Raw genomic sequence first — 22,710 nt, 5'->3', positions numbered from 1 at the left:
GGCAAGCGTCCGATCGATCAAAGGATGAGTAAGAGTGCGAGCTGATCATTCAGTGCTTGAGGCGAGACCCCGCAGAGCCAGGTGTGAGGAGTGAAGAGGGGTATAAGGAGGAGCTAGCGATTATGCGTGTACTGGTAATTGGTTCGGGCGCACGCGAGCATGCGCTGCTTTGGAAGCTGGCGCAGAGCCGACGTGTCTCGCAGCTCTGGGCCGCTCCAGGGAATCCCGGCATGGCCGCGCTGGCGGAGTGCGTGCCTATTGGCTTGAACGAGCTGGAGCGCCTGGCCGATTTTGCCGAGCGGCAGGCGATCGAGCTGACGGTGGTTGGTCCCGAGGCGCCCTTAATTGCAGGTCTTGTCGACGTCTTCCGGGCCCGGGGCCTGCCGATCTTTGGGCCGACGCAGGCCGGCGCCATGCTGGAGGGTAGCAAGGCCTTCGCCAAAGAGCTGATGGAGACGGCGGGCATCCCTACAGCGCAGCATCGAACCTTTCGTGATCCCGCCGCCGCTTTCGCTTACCTGGAGGAGCACGGCGCTCCTGTGGTTGTCAAGGCCGATGGCAATGCTGCCGGCAAGGGGGCCATTGTAGCTCTGGATCTGGAGACCGCTCGGACAGCGGTGCGGCAGATGATGGTCGAGCGGATCTTCGGCGGCGCTGGCGAGGTGGTGGTCATCGAGGACTATTTGCAGGGAGATGAGATCGGTTCGACGGCGCTCTGCAATGGGACCAGCTTCGTGCCGCTGGTGCTGACGCAGGATCATAAGCGCGCCCTGGATAACGATGAGGGCCTCAATACGGGCGGCATGGGAGCCTATGCCCCTCTGCCCTTTGTGAGTGCTGAGATCGAGCGAGCCGTGCATGAGCGCATTATCGCAGCGACGCTGCGCGCGCTGCAGGAGCGCGGCATCGCCTTCTCGGGGGTCCTCTATTCGAATATTATGCTGACCGAGCGCGGGCCGATGGTGCTGGAGCATAATACGCGCTTCGGCGACCCCGAGACGCAGGCCATGATGCTCTTGCTGAAGGCCGACCTGCTCGATCTGCTACAAGCGCCCGCGCGCCTGGCGAGCGACTCGCTGTGGCACCCAGGCTACGCGGTCAGCTTGACTCTGGCTTCGGGTGGCTATCCCGGCAGCTACCGCACGGGTCTGCCCATTGAGGGTCTGGCCGAAGCGGGACGACTGGAGCAGGTGCAGGTCTTCCACGCCGGCACCGCTCTGCACGACGGCAAGCTGGTGACGGCAGGTGGGCGCGTCCTGAGCGTGGCCGCCTACGGCACTACGCTCGCAGAGGCGGTGGAGCGTGCGTACGAAGCGGCCCGCCTGATCCACTTCGAAGGCATGCACTACCGCCGCGATATCGCCAAACGCGGCCTGCGTGCGCTGCAGTCCCAGACTGACTGAGACCAGCCAGCTCCTGGCCAATGAGATTTGGCTTCAGGAGAAATTACAGGCATTCTTGCCTGAGTTAAATATTTCATATAAAAGGAGATTATCCGGTCATTATGGCAGCGAAAGTTGTGATCATCATGGGGAGCAAAGGCGACCGTAGCCATGCGGAGAGCATTGTCAAGACATTGCAGGAGCTGAACCTTTCTTATGAGCTGCGCGTCTGTTCAGCTCACAAGGCCACGCGCCGCCTGCTGGAGATCCTGGAGAGCTACGAGGGAAGCCGCGACCCCATTGTCTATATTACGATTGCCGGGCGCTCCAATGCCCTGTCTGCCGTGGTCGACGCCAACACCCGTTTTCCGGTGATTGCCTGTCCGCCCTACAGCGATCGCTTCGCGGGGATGGATGTCCTGTCGTCGTTGCGCTTGCCGTCGGGCATCGCTTCGCCGACGATTCTGGAGCCGGACGGGGCGGCCTTGCTAGCAGCCAAGATGCTGGCCCTCTTTGATCAGGACCTGGCCCAGCGTCTGGCCACCTATCGCGAGCGCTTTGCTGCCGAGTTGGAGCGCGCCGATGCCGAGGTGCGCGGTCATGGTGGAGCCAGTGCCTAGCGCCGAGGTAAACGTGCGCGACAGCCACGAGGCCGCAGCAGGCGGGGAAGCCCAGACGTTGCCTCACCTGCGTCTGGGGGTGCTGATCTCCGGCAGCGGGACCAATCTCCAGGCTATCATCGATGCCTGCGAGAATGGGCGGCTGCGAGCGGCAGAGATCGCTCTGGTGGTGAGCAATATAGCCGGAGCGCTGGGTCTGCAGCGCGCCCTCAAGCATCGCCTGCCAGCGATCTACCTGCCCTGGCGTGAGCGCGAAGAAAGCGAGCAGCGCCTCGCAGATCTGTTGGAGCTGTTCCGCGTCGATCTGGTGGTGCTGGCGGGCTGGATGCGCATCCTGAGCGCCGATTTTCTGGCTCGCTTCCCGCGGCGGGTGATCAACCTGCATCCAGCACTGTTGCCCGATGATCCCAGCGCCAACGTGTATATCGCCAGCGACGGCAGTGTGATCCCAGCCTTCCGCGGCCTGCACGCTGTCCGTCAGGCGTTAGAGGCCGGGGTCAGGGTCACGGGGAGCACTGTGCACTACGTGACGCCGGCGGTCGATGCCGGGCCGGTGCTTTGCCGGGCCGAGGTGCCTATTCAGGAGGGCGACAGCGAGGAGACGCTGCACGAGCGCGTCAAGGCCGTCGAGCACTCGCTGGTCATCGAGGCCATCGAGCGCTGGCGCGCACGCGAGCTGCTCCCGCAGCGCTAGCCAGGCCACTGTGGGGGAAGCCTCTCTAGCAGAGCTATCTGGCTGGGGAAGAGTCAGCGTACATTATCGCTAGCTCTTCCCCCATATCATCAATGGACTCCATAAGGTCAGAAGGGCCTCCTATCTGTTTGATCTCAGCGCCTAGCCAGGAAGAGAGCCATGCAGCTACACCTCTTCAGCGACGAGCCACAGCGCCAGCACCCATCGAGGGAGAGCGCTCTTCCTCCCCCTGAGCGCTTTGAAGCCGCTATGCTTTACAGCTCGATTGGCGATGCTCTCGGTTGGCCGACAGAGTTCTTCTCACCAGAAGGCCAGCGTCTACCCTTTTTCCAGTTTCCACATCAAACCTTTGTTAGCTGGAAAAAGCGCGTTGGTGGCAAGTGGTGGGGTTACGAAGATACGGTTGGCCCTGGCGAATACTCCGACGATACCCAGCTGATGCTGGCAGTGGCTCGCTCGATCGACGAGACAGGCAATTTCGTGCCGGAGTACTTTGCTTATACAGAGCTACCACTGTGGCTGCAGTACGAGCGCGGGGGCGGTCGAACAGTCAAAACCGCCGCGCGCAAGCTACTCGCGAAGAGAGCAGACTGGCTCAACAATTTTTACCGGCAGGGCAATCTTGACTATCGTCAGGCCGGGGCCAATGGCGCTGCCATGCGCAACCTCCCGATCGCTTTGGCCCATATTCACGATAAGCAAGCTCTCATTCGAGACTCGTTCTACAACGCCATTATTACCCACGGTCATCCGCGCGCTATCTTGGGAACGATCCTCTTCGGCCTGGCTGTTCACTGCGCTCTCACATTGTCGGCTCCTCCACCTCCTCCACGCTTTATCGAGTGTATTCTCGATGGTCTACGCCAGGTCCCCAAAGTCATACAAAGCGACGAACGTCTGCAGCGCTGGATCAACACCTGGAACCGCGGTCTCTTGAATAAAGAGCTGAACTTTGCTCAGCTCTACCGTAGCACGCTCCAGGAGGCCGTGCAATACCTGAAGCAAATTCCCGCCTTCCTCTCGCGAGAGCCGAAGGACTATTACACCTTTGTAGGGGCCCTCGAACCTGCGACAAAAGGCTCGGGGATTGCCACGGTCTGCGTCGCCATCTACCTCTTTCTGAGGTACCTCCAACACCCTCAGCAAGGTCTCATCGTCGCTGTCAATACTTTTGGCAGCGACACCGACACGATCGCTCTCTTCCTCGGCAGCCTTATGGGCGCTTTTCATGGCCTCCAGGCTATTCCGCCAGCCCTCCTGGATCAGGTTCAGGACCGCCATCTTCTGCTGACGATTGCTCGCCGGCTCTATGCGGTCGCCGCTGCTTCTTTCACCCCCCCCCACCTCCGGCAGAGGAGGCCAGCGACCGCCGAGCTTTCTACTTCAGCATTCTCTCCTGGGAAATGGCCTTTCACGAAATGTTCCACCAAGAATACCAGGACGGTAATACCTTGATCCACCCAGCCCTTGGCCTGGGAGCCATCCAATCGCAAGAGGAACAGCCTCTACGCCGCGATGGCTATGTGGCCCGCCTGATTCGTGTCCAGTTCAAGTGTGGCCAGACCTGCGTTTTCCATTCACGAGTCAAAGGGCATGAATCCCCCTCCGAAAGCCTGGCGAGCGAGGTAGCTCGCGCCTTGCAAGAGCGAGAAGAGTGAGCAGTCCAGGGGCTTCCTGCAGCAGGAAGCGGCAGGGCGCGGTCTTGCCCCCGAGCTAGCGAGCGAACGCTGGCAAGGGCAAAAGCAAGCGAGCGTTGGGACTGGTCGAGGAGCATTCAGAGGTTATAGAATGTAAACAGAGTTCGAGCCGGATGCCGCCCGACTGTCCCTGTTCGTGGAGGTAGCCTTGCCAAATGAGAGTTGTCAAACTGCTCTTTATCTGCCACCTGGCGGCTCTCGTCTTCGCCCTGGGTGGCCTTCTTATCATTCTGCCTCATCCTGAGCTGTGGAACAGCACCCCCATCGGAGTGCGCATCTTCCAGTTTGCCCTGCACTGGGCTGGCTCGCTGCACATCCTCTTTGGGGCAGCCACGATGCTGCTCTTCGGTTTGCTCTGTATCGACGCGCGGCGTACCCTGGTCTTCTTCGCCGCCTCGGTGCTGATCTCTATCGTTGTGAGCCTGCTCAGTCTGACCGGCATTCCCCTGAGCACCGCCTCCTTCTCCGCCTTCCCAGGTCCGAAGCTGGCCGGCATCGTTCCCTACTCGCTGCCGCTCTCATGGTTCTATATGGGCTTTACATCCTACCTGCTGGCCAGCAAGCTGACGGATCGGCTCGGGCTGGAGCGGCAGACGCTCTGGTCGCTGGTGCTCGGCACCTACTTTCTGACAGTCTGGGATCTGGCGCTGAACGCCGTTCTGGTGAGCGGTCACTTCACCACCTCCACCGGTCTGCTGAATAGCTACAGCAGCGCCTACGGCCTGCCGGTGGGCAATCTCTTCCTGTGGATCTGCAATTGTCTGCTCCTGATGGCTATCAGTCGCTGGCTGTGGCGCTCCAACCTCGATGCGCACCATCTGGCGATCTGGCTGCCCTTTGCCGTCTACACCGCCAACACCGGCTTCATCATGGCCCTCAACCTGGGCAGTGGCCTCTGGTCACCCTTGCTCTTGACAGCGGTCTTCGTACTGGTACCAGAATCGCTGGTAGTCTTTCCACGCGAGGAGGCGCGCCCGCGTCCCCAGCATCCTGGGCGTCGGGCGTTAAGCCAGTCGACCTGGCTACTGATGCGCTCTGGCGCTCGTGCCATCTCGCACTGGGCGGTTCGCATCCGCGTCGAGGGACTGGAACAGGTACCGCGCAAGGGGCCGGTGTTGATCGCTGCTCGCCACTTCCACTACTTTTACGATGGCTACGCCCTGCTGCGAGCCATTCCGCGCCGTCTACACACGGTGGTAGCTCTCGACTGGCTGCGTTCGAAGCGCCTGCGCTTCACAATCGAGCTGGGCTGCTCGCTCGTTGACTGGCTTGTGGTGTTGCGCAGCGAGCAGTTTCGCGAGCAGCAAGCCAGCGACCCCTCCCGCGCCTACAGCCCGCGCGAGGTTCGGCGCTACCTGCGGCAAATGGCCACGCGCGCTGTCAGCCTGCTGCGTGCTGACGAGGTGCTGGTGATCTTTCCAGAGGCTTACCCCAACATCGACCCGCATCCCTCGCCGAAAGCGGACTTGCAGCAGTTCCTGCCCTTCCGCCCTGGCTTCGTCAAACTGGTCGAGCTGGCGGAGCGCGATGGCCGCACTCAGGTGGCGGTTGTGCCTGCTGGCCTGGCCTACACCTCTGAAGGTGGGCGACGCCGACGTTGGCGGGTGACCGTGCGCTTCGGCCCCCCGCTTTACCGCAAAGATTTCTCTTCCGCTGAGCAGATGCGGCGAGTCGTCGAGGAGCAGGTGCAGCGGCTCTCCGCCGCTTCGCCACCACCCTCCGCCCCACAGACAAAAAGCCCACTGCCAGTCTAGTCTGGCCGGCACTGGCGGCCCTTCCACGTTGCCTTAAGCGCCTGCCGTTGCTCAGGGCCCCGGCTCTCTCTGGGGCCCTGCTTGTGCTTGAAAACAGCACGTTTGCTTTGCTACTTACTCAGTACAGTATGTAAAAGGCGGAATCATAGAGGGTATGCAGAAAGTCACGCGCTTCCTGAGCGCTCTACGCACGATCCTGCTGGGGGCGAGCGTATTGCTGGGACTCTGGCAGGACTATCGCATTCAGAAGGCCATTCGCGAGACGGCCACGCTACACGCGCGACGCTTGCCCAGGCCGGCCCCGCGCGTCTCGATTATTCTGCCTGTGCGCAACGAGCAGGAGAATATCGACGGCTGCCTCGCTTCGCTGTTGGCTCAGGACTATCCCAACTTCGAAGTCATTGTTATCGATGACGGCTCCACCGACGCCACGCCCGCTCGCCTGGCGGCGTGGCAGCAGCGCGAGTCCCGTCTGCGCGTCCACCGCATCGAGGAGCTGCCTACTGGCTGGGCCGGCAAGGCCCACGCCCTGCACACCGGCGCCACCCTGGCAAGCGGCGAGTGGCTGCTCTTTACCGACGCCGACACGCGCCACGCTCCCCAGACCCTGCGCCTCATGGTGGCCCATGCCGTTGCCCACCGCCTCGATCTGCTCTCGATGTTCACCGAAATGCAGATCCTGGGTCTGGCCGCTCGCCTGCTCACACCGATGACCGGACTGCTCTTGACGGTGCTGATCACGCCCGGCGAGATTCGCAGCGCCGCCCGTCCACGCCAGGCTTTTGCCTTCGGTCAGTATATCCTGGTACGGCGCGAGGCCTACGAGGCCACCGGCGGCTTCTCTGCTCCCGAGGTGCGCGCCTCCTTCACCGAGGATATGGGCCTCGCTCAGGTCTTGAAACGTCAGGGCTGGCGTGAGGACATCGTCGGTGGCTGTGGCCTGGTGAAAAACGTCCAGTGGACGACCTGGCGTAGCGCCTGGCGCGGCTTGCGCAAGGGCGCCTACGGGAAACTGGCCCCCTATCCGCTGCTGGGCTTCGCCGGCGGCTGCTTCCTGGTCTACTATGGCCTGGCCCCCCTCCTGACCTTGCGTGCAGCCCTGCGGCCTGGGCACCTGCGCCAAGAACGCCTCTCGGCCTTGCTGGCCCTGCTGGCCCTTTGTCTGCAGGTCGACAGCAAGAGGCGCTTCGGCCAGGCTTTCGGCTTGCCAGCCCGCTGGGCGCTGTTGGCACCTGTCGCCAGCACGGCTTTCGGTTTCCTGCTGCTGGATACTATGCGCCTGGCCATCAACGGCCAGGGAGCCGACTGGAAGGGCCGTCGCGCTCCCCGTCTGACGAGAACCAATATGCTACCTTTATTGTAGGATGACAATAGTCTAAGCACAGCTCCGCTGCCCAGGCCCGTGGACAGAAGGCGCCGCTCCTTCAGCGGCGACAGCGGAGCTGCGGTATAGCGTGACCGCCCCTTGGCGGGCCTGCCTTACACAGGCGAGGTGTCTGGCATGAAGCTCTCGCAGTTCTTCTTACAGCTGCAGTTGATTTTCTTGCTCTTCATCGCCCTGGTTGCTTTCTGGCAGCGCCATCGCATCAAGAAGGGAATCAAAGAGCTGACCACACTCGATGAGGCTCCTCTGCCGGAGCCTCCTCCTCATGTCTCCATTATTCTGCCTGTGCGCAACGAGGAGGCACACATTGACGACTGCCTTGCCTCTCTGTTGGCCCAGGACTATCCCGACTTCGAGGTCGTGGTCATCGACGATGGCTCAACCGATGCCACACCTGCTCGCCTGGCGGCGTGGCAGCAGCGCGATAGCCGCCTGCGCGTCCACCGCATCGAGGAGCTACCCGCCGGCTGGGCCGGCAAGGCCCACGCCCTCCATACCGGCGTCTTGCTCACCCAGGGCGAGTGGCTGCTCTTTACCGATGCTGATACGCGCCATGCTTCCCAGACTCTGCGCCGGGCCGTAGCCCATGCTATCGCTCATCGCCTGGATCTGCTGACCCTCTTTACCGATACTCGCCTGCCCGGCGCAGCCGCTCGCCTGCTCACCGCGATCGGTGCCACGCTGCTGGCCATGCTGGCGACGCCGGGCGAGATGCGCGATCCGCATCAGCCAACGCGCGTACTGGCCGTCGGGCAGTATCTGCTGGTACGCCGTTCGGCCTACCAGGCTTGCGGCGGCTACAGCGCTCCCGAGCTGCGCTCAACCTTCTCGGATGATATTACCCTGGCCTGGTATCTCAAGCGTCGCGGCTGCCGTGAAGATATTGTGGCCGAGCGGGGGCTGGTCTTCAATGACCAATGGACGACCTGGAAGAGCGCCTGGGAAGGCATGCGCAAGAGCAACTATGGTCTGGTAGCCAGCAGCCCACCCCTCGGGATGGTTCTGGGTCTGGCCCTGCTCCTTTACGGCCTGTTGCCTCCTCTCACACTGGCACGCCAATTGTGGCAGGGGCGGCGCTGGGTTCGGCAGCAGCAGCCGCCGCCGCGTGCGCAAGGCCCTCTATCGCTGCTGGCGAGCGCGCTGGCGGCGCTCGCTCTCTTCTTCCAGATCGATACGAAGCGACATTTTGAGCGCGAGTATCGCTTGCCGCTGGTCTGGTCGCTGACAGCCCCCGCGGGGTGGGCCACCTTTGGCCTGCTGATGCTCGATACCACGCGGCTCGTGCTCAAGGGGCGCGGCGCAACCTGGAAAGGCCGTACCGCTCCGCCACAACATCGCGCCGTTCATCCGCTGGCCTTTATGGGCCACGCTCTTGAGGGCCTTCACGTGGACAGGGGCAGCACCAGGCTCTTCGGCTGCCGCGCTCACTACTTGACAGGACTTTGCAATGGAGAAACGCTTTCGTCTTCTTTCCTTGCTGCACAGCGCCTATCTGTGCCTGACCGCGCTGGGAGCCGGCTGGCAGCTCTGGCGCGTTCGACGCACACTCAGAGAGACAGCGCCGCCCGTTGAGGCGGCCCTGCCCAACCCGGCCCCCCATGTCTCGATCATTGTGCCGGTGCGCAACGAGGAGCAACATATTGGCTCCTGCCTGGCCTCCCTGCTGGCCCAGGATTACCCTGACTTTGAGGTGTTCGTCGTTGACGATGGCTCAACCGACGCCACACCAGCTCTGCTGGCGATCTGGCAACAACGCAATGCACGCCTGCGCGTCTATCGCGTCGAGGAGCTGCCCGCCGGCTGGGCCGGCAAGGCCCACGCCCTCCATACCGGCGTCAGCCTGACACGTGGCGAGTGGCTGCTCTTCACTGACGCCGATACGCTCCATGCGCCCGATGCGCTGCGCCGCATGATGGCCCATGCCCAGGCCCAACAGCTGGACTTCCTTTCAATGCTGACCGACGCCCGGCTTGTGGGCAGCGGCTCCCGCTTGCTGACGCCGGCGGGGATCGTGTTAATGACCCACTTTGCGACCCCAGGAGAGATGCGGAACCCACAGAAGCCTGGCCGGGCGCTGGCCGTCGGTCACTATCTGCTGGTCCGTCGCTCAGCCTACGAGGCAAGCGGTGGCTATAGCGCGCCCGAGCTGCGCTCGAGTTTCGGCGACGACGTGGGCCTGGCGCAGTTTCTCAAACGGCAAGGCTGCCGCGAAGACTTCGTCGATGGGCGCGATCTGGTCTCTAATGAGCAGTGGACCACCTGGCGCAGCGCCTGGCGCGGCTGGCGCAAGAGCGTCTACTCGGTGACGGCCTCAGCCCCTTTGCTCTGTCTAGGCGCTGGCCTGGGGTTGATCAGCTATGGCCTGCTGCCTTTGCTCAGCGTGCTAACCGCTCTGCGCCAGCTACTCAGGGGACGCCAGCGGGAGCGATCCTTGCCGCTGCTGCTCCCCGCCTTGTTGACACTGGCCCTACAGGTGAGCGCGCGTCGCAGTTTCGAGCGTGAGCAGCAGCAGCCATTCGCCTGGTCGCTGCTGGCCCCTGTGGGCTGGATAGCCTTCGGCTTGTTGATGCTCGATACGGTGCGGCTGGCCCTGAGCGGACGCGGGGCCGAGTGGAAGGGGCGCCAGGCTCCCCGTCAGCCGTCGAGCATCCAGGTACTGGGTCTGCCCCTGCAGCGCCTCGGCAGCGCCCGCCGACGCTGAGCGGAGCCTCACCCCTCCACTCAGCTCATTGCCTCTCTGCTTGAGAGCGATGCAGCCGCTTACTTATCCACCATTGCCTGTGGTAGAATAGGTTCACCATGCATGATCTGTGGGCAGATGTCGATCAAGAATATTCTCAGATGGCAGCACGTGCGGGAACGCGGGCCCGCTCTGTTCGCCAGGGAGATCTGCTAACCTCCTTGCGCCTCTGGCTCCAGGAGGAGTACCTTGCTGGCTATTGCCGGGCACTGCGCCAGAATCCACTCTACCGGCGCTGCTACTGGATCGATGCCCTCGGAGGCGAGCCAGAGCGGGGAAAGCAGGCCACCAGCAGCAGCGAAGCAGAGACCGAAAGCGAGCCCAGCCCAAGCGCGCGCCAGAGCTCCCGTGGCAGGCGGAGCACTCAGGTTCAGCGGCAGCATCCGTGGCTGCAATCACTGAGTGCCCTCCATGCTCGCCTGCTCGCTGAGGGACGTTCTTTTGCCCTCTACGGGCTGCTGCTGACAGGTTCAGTCAGCGGACGCAGCACCAGCCGCCCCAGCCCTAGCTCCAGCAGCACGCCCACGACCGCGCTGACGATCCCCAGAGAAGGCGGCCTGGTCACAGCCACCTGGCCAGAAGCCGCCACAGCCATCCTGCAGGTCCTTGACCAGGCACCGGCAGTCTTTGCCCTGAACCCGCTGGCTCCAGCACTCTTTCGCTATGAGGACCTGGAGCCACTTGCGCAGCGCGCCGCTCCAACAGAACTCTGCTTGCTGATCATGCATCGCCAACTGGAGAGCCGATTGCGCGCCGCCCGACGTCTGGAGCAGCAGGCCACCGCTTTGCTCAATCTGCTGCGCAGCGATCGCTGGCGGGCCCTGGCGCCTCGCGATGAGGTGGCGCCGCTCTCGCCGGAGACGCTCGCCGAATTGCTCGATCTTTTGCTATCTCAGATCCAGCGCCATTTTCCTCTGACACAGCGTATCGCTTTGCCACGAGCGAGTGGCCCGGCCCACATTGAGGCAGCACCCTACACCCTGCTCTTTGCAACACGTCGCCAGGATAGCCTGCTGGCTATGAACGACGCCGTGTGCAGCTATTGGCGTCGGCTGGAGGAGCAGAGTCAGGCGGACCTGCTTGGCAGCGTCTGGTTCCAGGCCCGACGCGAGGAGCGTCTGGCCACCGCCCGCGAGCAACTCTATCAGCGGACCCTGCAGACCGGGCGCGCTCTGCGGAGCCGGCGCTGGCCCGACTTGCGTCAGCAGCTCATCAGTAGCACCTTTGGCCAGTTTACTCAGGCCGAGCACGATGCCATCATTCAACGCCTGCTGCGCGAGGGCCTGGTCCGCTGCGAATGGCGACGTCCTCGTCCTACCCCGCCATCAGCAGAGGCCGAGGTCTCAGAGCCGGTACCAGGTCCAGATGATGTGCTGACCTGGCCCGGCCCACGTTAGCGAAGACAGCCGTACAGATAGTCACCTATGGCCAGCACAGCACGCCTGAGACCGGCAAGAGAGATGAACACAGAAGAGAAAGAAGGCGTTACCAGGGGGAAACGTCGGTCAATGGGGCAACCGACGTTATTGGTAACGCCTCCTAGAGGAAAACGCAGGAGACGACCAGAATCAGAGCAGCAACCTGCTGATCCAAATAGCCCCTCGCCCAGCAACGCCACTACAGAACGGGAGGGTGATGTGGATACCGAGAGCGTCTCTGAGAAAAACACACTAAATGAATTAACTGGGGCCGAGTGGCTCTATTTCACCAAAAGTGTACTCATCACGAACTACCCTTCGGTCTATGGGCATGACCTACGTAAAGCGCACGGGGCCAACAAGCCGCCGCAGCTGATGAGTCAGCTCATCGAATTCTTTACCAAGCCTGGCGAGTGCGTGCTTGATCCTTTCGCGGGCGTTGGCGGCACGCTCATTGGGGCCTCCATCTGTAAGAAGCCACGCCGGGCCATTGGTATTGAAATCAATCCCCGCTGGGTAGAGATTTACCAGCGCATCCTGAGCGAGCACCGCGACTCGCTACAGCCTCAGACCTTGATCCAGGGCGACTGCCTGCAAGTGATGCAGGACTTCGCCGAGCATTCTTTCGATTTTATTGCCACCGATCCCCCCTACAATATCCATCTGGCCCAGACTATGAGCAACGGGCGCTATGCCGTCGACTTCCCCAATCGCCGCACCGATTATTATATGCGCTCAGATGACCCGCGCGATCTCGCCAATCTGGCCAGCTACGAAGCCTACCTGGAGGCAATGGAGCAGGTATTTGCCCAGTGCTTCCGCGTCCTGAAGCCGCGCAAATACATGGTCGTCATCGTGCGCAACGCCTACCAGCATGGCGAATATATGTTTACGCATGTGGACCTCGCCCGGCGCGCCCGCCAGCAGGGCTTTATTCCAAAGGGAGAGATCATCTGGTACCAGGCTGGCACACGTTTGCGCCCCTACGGCTACCCAACTGCCTACGTTCCAAATATCGCCCATCAGTATATCGTTGTCCTGCGCAAGCCAGCAGCGAACCGGCGCAGCTAAGCTCAACGGCGCAGCCTGGCCTGAGCTGTTCCCTGGCAAGGGCAAGTAGACAGCATAGGTTATAATTACCAGAAAGCAACGAACAGGTAGCCCTCAGATCTGCTTGACAGCAGCGCAGCAGAGGAGAGAAGAAGGGGACAGAGCTTATGCCAAGGAAGAAGCCAACACCTCCGCGTCGTATCCCCGACCCCGATGCTTTTGAACCACGCGAGCGTATCGAGGAATTCGTCAATGAGGAGGAGGATAGCGAGCGTCTGCAGGAGGAAGTAGCGCGGGAGAGCAGCGATGAATACATGGTAGAGCGTGGTGAGGGGCAACATGAGGCGGGTAAGCGTGATGTTGAACTCTACATTCGGACCTACAATACGCTGTTGCGTAGCTCGGGCGAGGTAAGTTTGAAGGCTCTGGTCCAGGCCCACTACAATATTGACTCTAGCCTGCACCCAGATGCCCGCTCGCCCTACCCCGATATGTCCGCCCTCATTTACTGCGCTCTGCGCCTGCCCTCAGCTATTCTCTACTGCACGCACGTCCTGCTTGGACAGTCCGAAGAGGTCTTTCTCAAGCAGGGTTTCCAGGTTGATCGCTGGCAAGCTGTGACAGCGCCAGCCCGCCGCCGCAAGTGGTTCTACGATGGCAAGGAAACCTTGGCGGTCTACGTGGCAAGCGTGAGCGATACCGACGACATCGTCCCGATTCTGGTGGCCTTCCAGATCGAGTGGAACAAGCTCTACTATCTGATCAATGCCGACCCGACAACGATCCAGTTGCTCTCGACGCGCATGGATCGCTCCTCGCCGGTCTTCGCCGAGATCACGCGGGTGCTACGCCAGCGCTTGCACATTGCTGGCGACGACTGGCGCCGTCTGGAAGTGGTCTGGGGTGACCGGCTGTGGGAGAATCTGCTGATCATCGGACGCCAGCGCAAGAGCTTCACCCTGCGCATGCTCGGCGGCTCCCATGTCGGCTTCGTTCGCGCCACACGCAAATGGTGGGCCCCGGTCGAGCGCCTGCTCGACTCGCTGGGGCTGCGCGAGCGCCCAGTCTACTTCGTCTCAAGCAACACGCATAGCCTGGTCAATCTGACCTCTGGCTCAGTGCTACGGCGTGAGGCTGAGCTGATCGATTTCGCCCTCAGCGGCCAGGACCAGTACCTGGCGAAAGAGTGCCGCAAGCTGCAGTCGGGCGAAGTGCCCGGCAACTGGCAGAATTTCTTGTACTTTGCCGCCCGCGAGTGGGCCCGCACGCCCCAGGGCCAGGAGGCGATGCACCAGCGCATCGCCGAGGAAGAGGAGCGCGGCATCTGGCACGTCGGCGCCCGCCACGGCCTGGAGATCGATGCGCAGATCTTCGAGCTGGCCCGCCTCCACCCGACGGATGTTGACCCCCGTTGCCGCATGCCCGGCATGGATCTGCTGGCCAAGAGTAAGGCCATTATTCTGAATATCGATTATCCACTGGGCATGGCTGCCTATCGTATGCTGCGCGAGATCATGGAGAATATGTCGACAATCCTCGGGATCTACATCCTGGGCAAAGCGGCCACCCTCAATGGCAGCATCGGCGATGTGATGATCTCCAATGTCGTGCTGGACGAGCATAGTCAGAATACCTATTGGCTTGATAACTGCTTCTCCGCCCAAGACGTACAGCCATATCTGATCTATGGCTCGGTTCTCGATAATCAGAAAGCCGTCTCGGGCAAAGGCACTTTCCTCCAAAATCGCCAGTACTTCGACTTCTACTACAGCGCTAACTACACGGTTGTGGAGATGGAGAGCGGCCCATACCTCAATGCCGTCTACGAGGATCAGTATCTCACTCGTTACCCCATCGGCGAGAATATTAACTTTGCGCGTCTGCCCTACGATCTCGGCATCCTCCACTATGCCTCGGATACCCCCTACACCCGCGGCAAGAATCTGGGCGCCGGCAGCCTCTCCTACTTCGGCATGGATTCGACCTATGCCTGCGCCGTGGCGATCGTCCGCCGTATCTTTGAGCGCGAGATCCGTTACGTGCAGGAGCGATACGGGAAGACGGAGCAGCGCGAGGAGGCCGCCGCGGTTCGCGACGGAAGACAGTCGCCACCCGAGTCGGGCCAGGACGATTCGCGCCCAATGGAGGCTTCTCTCACTTAGCCAGTTGAGGAGAAGCCTTGTCGATTCCTGGGACCACGCAGGCGCCTGAGCAGGCGGCGCCATAAGGCGGCTCGCCCGCTCCCGGCCTCAGCGGCTGGCGACGCTGGCTCGGCCTCTTCAGCTGGCTGCTCCCTGGGAGCCGCTTCCTCGGAAGGTGAGCTGGCGCTCTCTTCGCCTCGCCCGACAGCCTCGGCGCGCAAGCCAACAGCCTGGCGATAGGCGGCGACCAGGTCGCTGGGACGCTGGAAGCGCCGGGCCGGCTCCTTCTCCATCGCCTGTCTGATAACCCCGTCCAGGGCCTCGGGCAAATCGCTGCGCCAGCGCTGAAGCGAGGTGACGGGTGCGTGGAGATGCTGCGCATAGACTCCTTCGCGGGAACTGTCACGAAAGACCGCATGTGTGGTCAAGAGTCGGTAGAGAACGGCCCCCAGGGCGTAGACATCGGTGTAAGGCCCACAGGAGCGCTCTTGTAGTTGCTCCGGCGCTCGCCCCTCGCCGCTGCCATAGTCGGGGTAGCCCTGGCCTGCAGGTGTGGCCAGCTCTAGCAGGTGCATGACCCCGAAATCGCCGATGACGAGGCGCCCATCGCGCAGCAGAAAGATGCAATCCGTGCTGAGGTTCCGGTGAATGATCCCTTGCTCGTGCGCGTATTCCAGGCCCTGTGCAATCTGTTCCAGGTAGTCGCCGATAGTGCTCAGGCTGGGCGGGCCGCTTTTAGTGAGCGCCGAGATCAGGGTCTGCATGGGTAGATTGGGCGTTACCAGATACGACCCTCCCAGATAGCTCCCATAGTCGACCAGAGGCAGAATGTGACGATGCTGGAGCGCCGTTACTTCGCCGGCCACCTGCAGAAAGCGCTCTTGATATGCCGCACGTTCCTCGACATCCAGAGCGCACGAAGCAAGAATGAAGCGCACCAGGTAGGTGCTTCCTTCGTCGGTGCTGCCCAGAAAAACCGGCCCCAGCTCGTTGCGCCCGACAAGTTGCTCCAGATAGTAGTTCCCCAGGGTGGTACCAATTAAGCTCTCGCTTGGTGGAAATGCCAGCATAGCCTTCCTCTCCCTTTCCCTTCGGCCTCGCTCTCTATCTCCTGTGTGGATCTGAGTGACGCCTTGCCTCAAAACTGTCACTCCTCTTCTACCTCATGTCTAACGCGATTCTGGCACCCTCCAGACCTGGTCTTACTTACCATCAGCAAAAACGCAAGGGCAAGCTGCTTTTGGTGGGCACGACAATCACTGACACCCTTCTTCTCCAGTGCTCTGCCAGTACTATAATAAGCTACGCACCTGAGCTACATAGAGTGGGCAATTTTGGCTGTCTACTGGCGCCAGCTCTCCAGCCTCGACCATCTGCCCGATCTGTTGCTGCCGCTCAACCTTCTCACCGCTCTCCATCGAAGGCCAACAGGATCATGTTTGATCCAGCCAGCATCGATGCCCATCCAGTAGCCTTCTGCCCTGGCCAGCTTTGAGCAACGGCGGCAGAGCTGGTCAGGGCAGGCTAAGGAGAATCGGCAGGATCCTGTCCTCGCTCAAACGAGGCGAGAATGGCCCGCCAGGTCCCTTCACCCCCAATGTGCTGGACCAGGACCCCAGGCACTTTTGTCACCGGAGCCTGGCCGATATACAGCAGAGAGACAGGATGACCACTACGCTGCAAGCGCTGCAGGACCGAGAGCAGGGCCTCGCTGATGGTACTGGTTACCAGGATCACAGTGGCCCCAAAGGGCAGGTGTGTATGTTCGGCCTGCAAGACGGCCTCGATGGGCTTGCCATAGTGAGATTCGGCGCGCGCGAGGGCTTCTAAAATGCGCTGACGCTGCCTGGCGCCGCTGGCTGGAGGCAGGCGAATAATGCCCGACCGCGGCTCCTGGTGGTCCCGTGGTAGCTCCACAGGCAGGGTCTCCGGGAGAGCGCTGCCGCCCTCCAGGCCGGCAAGCATGCCATTGCAGTAGAGGCCAACGGCATAGCCAGCCTGCAGCCCCCAGTCGGCTACTGAGGCCGCCGCGCAGATGGCCAGCTCCTGCAGCTCCCGGCTTACCCCCAGGTCCAGCAGGGAGAGGGCCGGCGGCATGTCCAGAAAGAGGGCCAGCGTATAGGTGGTGCTGGCTTCGTAAACCTTGCTCTGCAGGCGCATGGCACGCGCCGAGGCTTTCCAGTGCACCCGCCTGAGTTCATCGCCCTGGCAATAATCGCGGATGCCGTAGACGCGCGCAGGATCTTCTAGCAGGCGCTGGGGCGCGGGCCGCTCCCCAAAGGGATGGCGCGCCGGCAGTCCCAGCCGGGTGAGCGAGACAAGGGGAGGATAGACAAGGATCTGCTCTCGGTTGTCCAGTTCCTGACGCCGGCTAACGAAGCCAAAAAGATCGCCACTGCGCAGGACGGTGGGACCAAAGGTGTGCACTCCCCGCGCCAGACAGCGCAGCCGATAGCTGCGCGCGATACGCTCGTACCAGCGTGGGCTAAAGAGGCTCTCGATGATGGCTCTCCCGCCGTCTGGAATGAGATGGGGTCCAAGGCCGCGAAAGACCAGCGCCAGGGGTACCCGATCACTGACTTCAACCCAGGGGAGCGGCAGCAGCTTGGCATTCTCCAGCACCTGGGTCAGGACGATCTCTTCGCCAAAGCTAGCCCTCTGCTGGCTGAAAGCGCGTTGATAGCGCAGGTTCACCAGACAAAAGGTCCCCCAGACATCGATCAATAGTAGTATGAGGAGTAACAGTAGCCCAACGATCAAGAGCAACAGCTGACGGAAAAGAACGCTGGCCACTAAGACACCCAGTGCGAGAAAGTACCAGCTACGTTTCATGGCTCAACAGGCACCGGCATGCTTTCTACGATCGAGGTGACAAGCTTCTCTAAGGACTGACCATGCAAACTTGCTTGACCCGTTGGTAACAGGCGATGAGCCAGAACAGGGACAGCCAGGCGCTTGATATCATCGGGCAGCACGTAGGTGCGCCCTTCGATTGCAGCCAACGCCTGAGCAGCGCGATAGAGGGCCAGGGTACCGCGCGGACTGGCTCCTAGCTCGATGGCTTTGTGCTGCCTGGTGGCCCGCACTAGCTCGATCAGATAGCCCTCAATACTCTCTTCAACCTCTACCATGCGCACCACTTGCTGGAAACGAGCAAGCTGCTCACTGCTGAGCACAGGTTGCAGCTCGGTCAGCGGCTGCCGCTGGCGAAAACGGCGCAGAATCTGGCGCTCCTCCGCCGCCGTAGGATAGTCCAGGCGCAGGCGCATAAAGAAGCGATCGAGCTGGGCCTCTGGCAGCGGGAAGGTACCCTCTAGCTCAATGGGGTTCTGGGTGGCAATCACCATAAAGGGTCGAGGCAGAGCAATTGTCTCGCGCTCGACGCTGATCTGGCGCTCCTCCATCGCTTCGAGCAGGGCGGATTGCGTGCGTGGCGCGGCCCGGTTAATTTCGTCGGCCAGAACGATCTGAGCCAACAGTGGCCCGGGACGAAATTCGAACGTGCCCTGTTGCTGGTTGAAAAAGGTGATCCCTGTGATGTCAGAGGGCAACAGATCAGGCGTAAACTGGATGCGCTGGAAAGAGCAAGCCAGCGAGCGAGCAAGGGACCTGGCTAAGGTGGTTTTGCCGGTTCCTGGAACATCTTCAAAGAGTACATGACCTTCGCACAGGAGGGCCACTAACAGAAGATCGATGACCGCTTCCTTACCGACCAGAACCTGCCCGATGTTCTTGCGTAGCGCCCTGGCCGCCTCACTGACTTGAACAAGCTCTTTCGGTTGAATCATAGGCTTTGTCCTCTGGCTGGCAGCAGGGCCGGCCATCAGGTTCATTCAGGCTCGACAGGACTGCCAGCCGCAGAGAAGGTAATGTCTCCGATCCGACGGCTAGAGCCAGGAGAGGCGGCCTGGCCCTGCTTCTGCGTTCCCCGCCCGGTGTTGCCTCGTGCTTCCCATACGAGCCTCTCCCTTTGGAGATACGCCTGATCCACACGAGCCATCACAGGGTGAGCGGCTCCTGGTCCCCCGCCAGGCCGCCGAGAGAGACGTTGTTTGCCCTGTCAGTCAGGAGCCAGGTGGTAAGGAAGGGAGACCGACGATCGTGATGGCGCTGGCACTGACCGGCAAATGCTTTCCCCAGAGGGGCGCCAGTTGCAGATCCCTGGTTTTGGCATGGAACCGCTTGAGGAGGAGCGCCCGCGCCTCATCCTGAGAGAGACCGGCAATGCTCTGCGCCACTGCCTGCCGCCCGGCGGCATCGAGCTGCAACACCCACTGACCGCTGGCGATCACCAAGAACTGCGACGCCTGGATAAGTCCAAGCGAGGCCGCGGTTTGCAGCTCACCTACCCGTCCAAAATGTGCCCCTAGACTCCGCTCTACCCGCTGCTGCAGATCCTGCTCTATCCAGTGAATCAGGTTCTGAGCATCGTAGGCCACAGCCTTACAGCTCAACTGCTCAGTCACAGTGACGGTGGCAGCGCGGTCCCCCGCACGATGATTGGCCTGCTCCTGAGCTGAGCAATCAAGCACATCCCCGCCAAGGCTCAGAAAGTCCTCTCCGGGGTGAAGCTGGGTCTGAAGCTGCTGCCTTGCCTCCTGGCGCAGCTGCAGGTTCAGATCCTGTTGAGCACTATCGATATCCTGCTGAGTGACCTCTGGCCCATTGTAAGCGTCAGCGCCCCCGGTGAAAGGGGCTGGATTAGAGATGTAGGTGGTAAAGGCGGCGCTCGTTGCGCTCCCAGTGAATTGATAGACGCCATCCACGAAGTGAGCGGGGATATTGCCCTGGCTGCCGGCCTGTTCGACCATAGCATTGACAGTCGTCGAACCTTGAGCACTAATCAAGCCGTGGTTGACAACGATCAGGTCCAAGCCATTGCTAAGATGGATCAGCAATGACTCGCCAGGCTGAACGTCGCGGCTCACCGAGGAGAAGACGAGTTGTCCGTGGGCGGAGGTAGCCGGAATGTTGGCGTGGGCGATGCTGCCCGGCACCGTTTTAGAGCGCTTGGGAGTCGTATAGCTGAGCACGCGCGTCGCTACCTGACGATTGGCAAAATTGCTGCTCTGAGCGCGCAAGAAATTGTAAGACTGCACGACCTCCTGACGCACCGGCACGATGGTCACAGTCGCGGCAGTAGCAGGTAGGAGACCATAAAGCCATGTTCCTCCCCAAATGAGGAGCAAAACGAGTACAATGGCAGCGGCTGCGCTCAGAGCCAGCCTGCGCCTGTGAGGAGAGAACGAAAGGAGGCGCCGTACAGGGAGTTGCCCGATGATGCGCGGCTTTGCTGGCCCAGATGCCACCGGGGTTGTAGTAGTTCCGGTGGGGCCTGGTTCTTCGCTGGCCGCAGGCAGCGAGGCTACTCCTTCTCTAAGAGGAGAAGGCCACGAGATTGGTGCTGGCGTCAAAGGAAGAGCTGGTACGATTGGCTCAGCCCTGCTGCTGCTCACTTCTTCTCCAGCGAGCAGCGTCGGGGCCAGAGTGCCCTCCGGCAAGGGAGTGAGCGGCAGCTGCTCCGAAGGCTGCCCCTGGGCTATGGCCCGGCGCTTATCGGTATCCTCATCCTTTGGGGTCGCTTCAATTGGTCGCTCCCAGCGCTCTAGAGGACTCTCCGCGAGGGGCACTTCACAGCCGAGGGCCCGCAGAAAGGCACGCACCGAGGCGAAGCGCCGCTGGGGATCAGACTGAGTGGCCGGCTCCAAGGCAGCGAGATTGAGGCCGGGATCTGCTTGCTGCGACGTTGAGAAGGGCCCGCTGAGCATATCGCGCACCAGCATGGCCAGGGCGTATTGGTCGCCGCGCTTGCTGGTCTGGCCCTCGGGCGGACGGTAGAGCGGATGATCCTGATCCGGCACGGAGAAGGGCGGTTTCAGGCCGCTCAGAAGGATGCGCCCGTCGGCGGTCAGCAGGACCCACTGCGGCGCTAGCTGGCCATGCACCAGGTCCAGCCCGTGAACTGCCACCAGTCCTCGACCAACCTGCTCTATCACCTGACGCACCAGGTCACCCGACAACGGCTCCTGGCTCTTACGCGCCAAGCGCAGCGTTAAGATCTCACTCCTGGTGACTAGCTCGCTCCCCTGTACAAGGTAAGGGTGGTCCTCGACTACATCTCCTTCGAAGACAGGCAGTAGCGCTGGATCTCGCAGGTTAACTACTGCTTTCATCCATTCAATAAATTCGATATATGCTTGCCTGGATCGCAGAGTAATGGTCGGCCAGAGCTGCAGGGCGTAGAGAGTGCCCGGAGCCTCACCGTGCTCCACAAGATAGAACTGGCACAGGGGGGTCTGCCGCAAACAGCTCAGCAGGCGATAGCGTCCAATGTAGTCACCTGGCTTCTTCACGCTCTTTCCGCCTCCTTCTCAGGTCGGAGCGCTGATGGTCTATCTGTCACTCGAAGCCTCTGCTGGAATGATCGCGGGTAGAGTAGGCCTCTTCCTTTCATTCCACTAGAGAAAGGGTAGAACTGTTATAAGCTTGCTGCTACAAGATACCATATCCTGTAGCAGCTGTGAAGCAGGTAAGCAGCACGGAATGTTCCAGCAGCGAGGCGAACAACACCAGGGTCAGGCAGAGAGGCTAGAACGAGGGCAGGCGCATGAACGAGCGAGCTGCCGGGCGGGGGAGGAGGACACAGAGGGATGCTCTACAGCGGCCCCCCCAGCGACATCACACCGATCGCTTACGGCTCACGCCAGATAGGGACTGGCCTGGCTCGCTTCTTTCAACTCCGGCCATCGGGAGCATCCTCTTGCCAGCTCAGCTTTGCCAGTGACCAGCGTCTTTCTCAGGCCCGAGTACAGAGCGGCGAACCGAGACAGTCCCCTGACGACAGAGCGATCGGCCAGAAGCCAGCAGATACCCAGAGCTGGCCCTGGCTAATTGGCAGGAGCAAAGGCACTGGTTGTAATGCGTACGGTTACAGTATTCGAGCTAGTGGCCCCATTGGAGCCGAAAACAGTCGCATGGACGCGGGCCTGGGCGCGTCTGCTTGCAGAGAAAACCTGCACGTGCCAGGTCAGTGTAGCCATACCGGAAGCATCAGTATTACCGTTGACCACGGTCACAAAGGGCGCCACATTATAGGTGACCTGGAGCTGAACGAAGCTGTTAGGCTGATTAGTGATGACCGTAACCACTACATCGCTGTTATTAGGCACGCTACCGGGGAGACCAGTAATCTGAACCGCTCCGTTATTGGAGCCGTTCCCGTTATCCGTGGTACGGGTTGGTTTCAGCGAGGGCGTGCTCTGCATAGGAGGCTGGCTGCTCTCATTACTGCCCTGGCCGCTTGGCGTAGGGAAAGTCGGACGCAGGTCCACTGTGCCTGTTGGGGCCACGCCAGGGGGCGGGGTCAAAGGCACGCGGGCCTCCATCGTAGAGCTTCCTTGAATGAGGGTATTGCCGATGATGACCGAGAAGATTACTCCGGCGATCAGCACCAACACGCTGGCAACCATCAAGACCTTGTAGGCCGGGTCCTTCTGCCAGAAATAGCTGATCTTCCCCAACAGCGTCGGCGGCGCGCTCTGCCGCGAACGCCGGATCAGCATCTCTGGAGCGATATAGGTCGTTTGCTGCAGTGGATCAGCAGACCACTCTCCTGGCCGTCCTCCGGGAGCCGCCGGTAGGACCAACTTACCAGAGAGCGGTTGGCCTCTCACTCCTTGCCCATCTCGTTGCTCTTGATCTAGCATCGCGCGTTATCCTCAATCTCAACCAACATTTCAGTCTCGTTGTGCAGGTCGATACCCCTGCGACCGCCGCCGGTAGGGAGGCACCGAGATACTCCCCCTTATCTCACAACGATCGAAGCCCTGC

Annotated in this window: 17 protein-coding genes; 12 read left to right on the top strand and 5 right to left on the bottom strand. The window is 61.4% G+C overall.

What is annotated here, in order from left to right; translation table 11 throughout:
* Positions 1-122: 122 nt before the first annotated feature.
* The 12 genes from purD to N688_RS21865 all read left to right on the top strand — a co-directional run bounded on the left by purD (position 123) and on the right by N688_RS21865 (position 14,901).
* Positions 123-1,403 (top strand): phosphoribosylamine--glycine ligase, encoded by a 1,281-nt coding sequence (purD, locus tag N688_RS21920; protein WP_052891275.1) that lies wholly within the window; start codon positions 123-125, stop codon positions 1,401-1,403.
* A 101-nt stretch (positions 1,404-1,504) separates the two neighbouring features.
* Entirely contained in the window at positions 1,505-2,002 is a 498-nt protein-coding gene (locus tag N688_RS21915) for an AIR carboxylase family protein (RefSeq protein WP_052891274.1), read from the top strand.
* On the top strand, positions 1,983-2,696 hold the full coding sequence (purN, locus tag N688_RS21910; RefSeq protein ID WP_156025639.1) for a phosphoribosylglycinamide formyltransferase: 714 nt from the start codon (positions 1,983-1,985) through the stop codon (positions 2,694-2,696). The genes N688_RS21915 and purN overlap by 20 nt, the downstream gene beginning before the upstream one ends.
* Positions 2,697-2,855: 159 nt before the next feature.
* Positions 2,856-4,151 carry an ADP-ribosylglycohydrolase family protein gene (locus tag N688_RS21905; protein ID WP_052891273.1) on the top strand — a complete coding sequence of 432 codons (1,296 nt, stop codon included), beginning with the start codon at positions 2,856-2,858 and terminating at the stop codon, positions 4,149-4,151.
* Positions 4,115-4,354, top strand: a complete 240-nt coding sequence (locus N688_RS21900) for a hypothetical protein (RefSeq protein WP_156025635.1) — start codon at positions 4,115-4,117, stop codon at positions 4,352-4,354. Before N688_RS21905 ends, N688_RS21900 begins: the two co-directional genes overlap by 37 nt.
* 194 nt (positions 4,355-4,548) lie before the next feature.
* Positions 4,549-6,147 (top strand): carotenoid biosynthesis protein, encoded by a 1,599-nt coding sequence (locus N688_RS21895; protein ID WP_052891271.1) that lies wholly within the window; start codon positions 4,549-4,551, stop codon positions 6,145-6,147.
* 154 nt (positions 6,148-6,301) lie between these two features.
* The gene (locus N688_RS21890; protein ID WP_052891270.1) at positions 6,302-7,510 is read left to right on the top strand and encodes a glycosyltransferase family 2 protein; all 1,209 of its coding nucleotides are present in this window, start codon (positions 6,302-6,304) and stop codon (positions 7,508-7,510) included.
* Positions 7,511-7,648: 138 nt separating this feature from the next.
* On the top strand, positions 7,649-9,103 hold the full coding sequence (locus tag N688_RS21885) for a glycosyltransferase family 2 protein (RefSeq protein WP_052891269.1): 1,455 nt from the start codon (positions 7,649-7,651) through the stop codon (positions 9,101-9,103).
* On the top strand, positions 9,006-10,232 hold the full coding sequence (locus N688_RS23690; protein ID WP_052891268.1) for a glycosyltransferase family 2 protein: 1,227 nt from the start codon (positions 9,006-9,008) through the stop codon (positions 10,230-10,232). Before N688_RS21885 ends, N688_RS23690 begins: the two co-directional genes overlap by 98 nt.
* A 140-nt stretch (positions 10,233-10,372) precedes the next feature.
* Complete coding sequence (locus tag N688_RS21875; protein ID WP_156025632.1) at positions 10,373-11,668, top strand: hypothetical protein; 1,296 nt, start codon at positions 10,373-10,375, stop codon at positions 11,666-11,668.
* Positions 11,669-11,908: 240 nt separating this feature from the next.
* Positions 11,909-12,760: a DNA methyltransferase gene (locus tag N688_RS21870; RefSeq protein WP_052891266.1), complete on the top strand. Its 852-nt coding sequence runs from the start codon at positions 11,909-11,911 to the stop codon at positions 12,758-12,760.
* A 146-nt stretch (positions 12,761-12,906) separates the two neighbouring features.
* Positions 12,907-14,901, top strand: coding sequence for a DUF6909 family protein (locus tag N688_RS21865; RefSeq protein ID WP_202901989.1), 1,995 nt, complete (start codon positions 12,907-12,909; stop codon positions 14,899-14,901).
* Here the strand turns inward: N688_RS21865 and N688_RS21860 are convergent.
* The 5 genes from N688_RS21860 to N688_RS21840 all read right to left on the bottom strand — a co-directional run bounded on the left by N688_RS21860 (position 14,898) and on the right by N688_RS21840 (position 22,586).
* Positions 14,898-15,950 (bottom strand): serine/threonine protein kinase, encoded by a 1,053-nt coding sequence (locus N688_RS21860; RefSeq protein WP_052891265.1) that lies wholly within the window; start codon positions 15,948-15,950, stop codon positions 14,898-14,900. The genes N688_RS21865 and N688_RS21860 overlap by 4 nt on opposite strands.
* Positions 15,951-16,404: 454 nt before the next feature.
* A complete protein-coding gene (locus tag N688_RS21855) occupies positions 16,405-17,712 on the bottom strand; it encodes a DUF58 domain-containing protein (protein ID WP_052891264.1) in 1,308 nt (435 codons plus the stop codon).
* Positions 17,709-18,668: an AAA family ATPase gene (locus N688_RS21850; protein ID WP_052891263.1), complete on the bottom strand. Its 960-nt coding sequence runs from the start codon at positions 18,666-18,668 to the stop codon at positions 17,709-17,711. The genes N688_RS21855 and N688_RS21850 overlap by 4 nt, the downstream gene beginning before the upstream one ends.
* Positions 18,669-18,944: 276 nt before the next feature.
* Positions 18,945-21,233: a hypothetical protein gene (locus N688_RS21845; protein ID WP_052891262.1), complete on the bottom strand. Its 2,289-nt coding sequence runs from the start codon at positions 21,231-21,233 to the stop codon at positions 18,945-18,947.
* Positions 21,234-21,767: 534 nt separating this feature from the next.
* Positions 21,768-22,586 (bottom strand): hypothetical protein, encoded by an 819-nt coding sequence (locus N688_RS21840; RefSeq protein WP_052891261.1) that lies wholly within the window; start codon positions 22,584-22,586, stop codon positions 21,768-21,770.
* Positions 22,587-22,710 lie beyond the last annotated feature (124 nt).

The sequence above is a fragment of the Thermogemmatispora carboxidivorans genome (assembly GCF_000702505.1).
GTDB lineage: Bacteria > Chloroflexota > Ktedonobacteria > Ktedonobacterales > Ktedonobacteraceae > Thermogemmatispora > Thermogemmatispora carboxidivorans.
The sequence above is the reverse complement of the archived record's forward strand: the minus strand, read 5'-3'. Positions and strand labels throughout refer to the sequence as shown.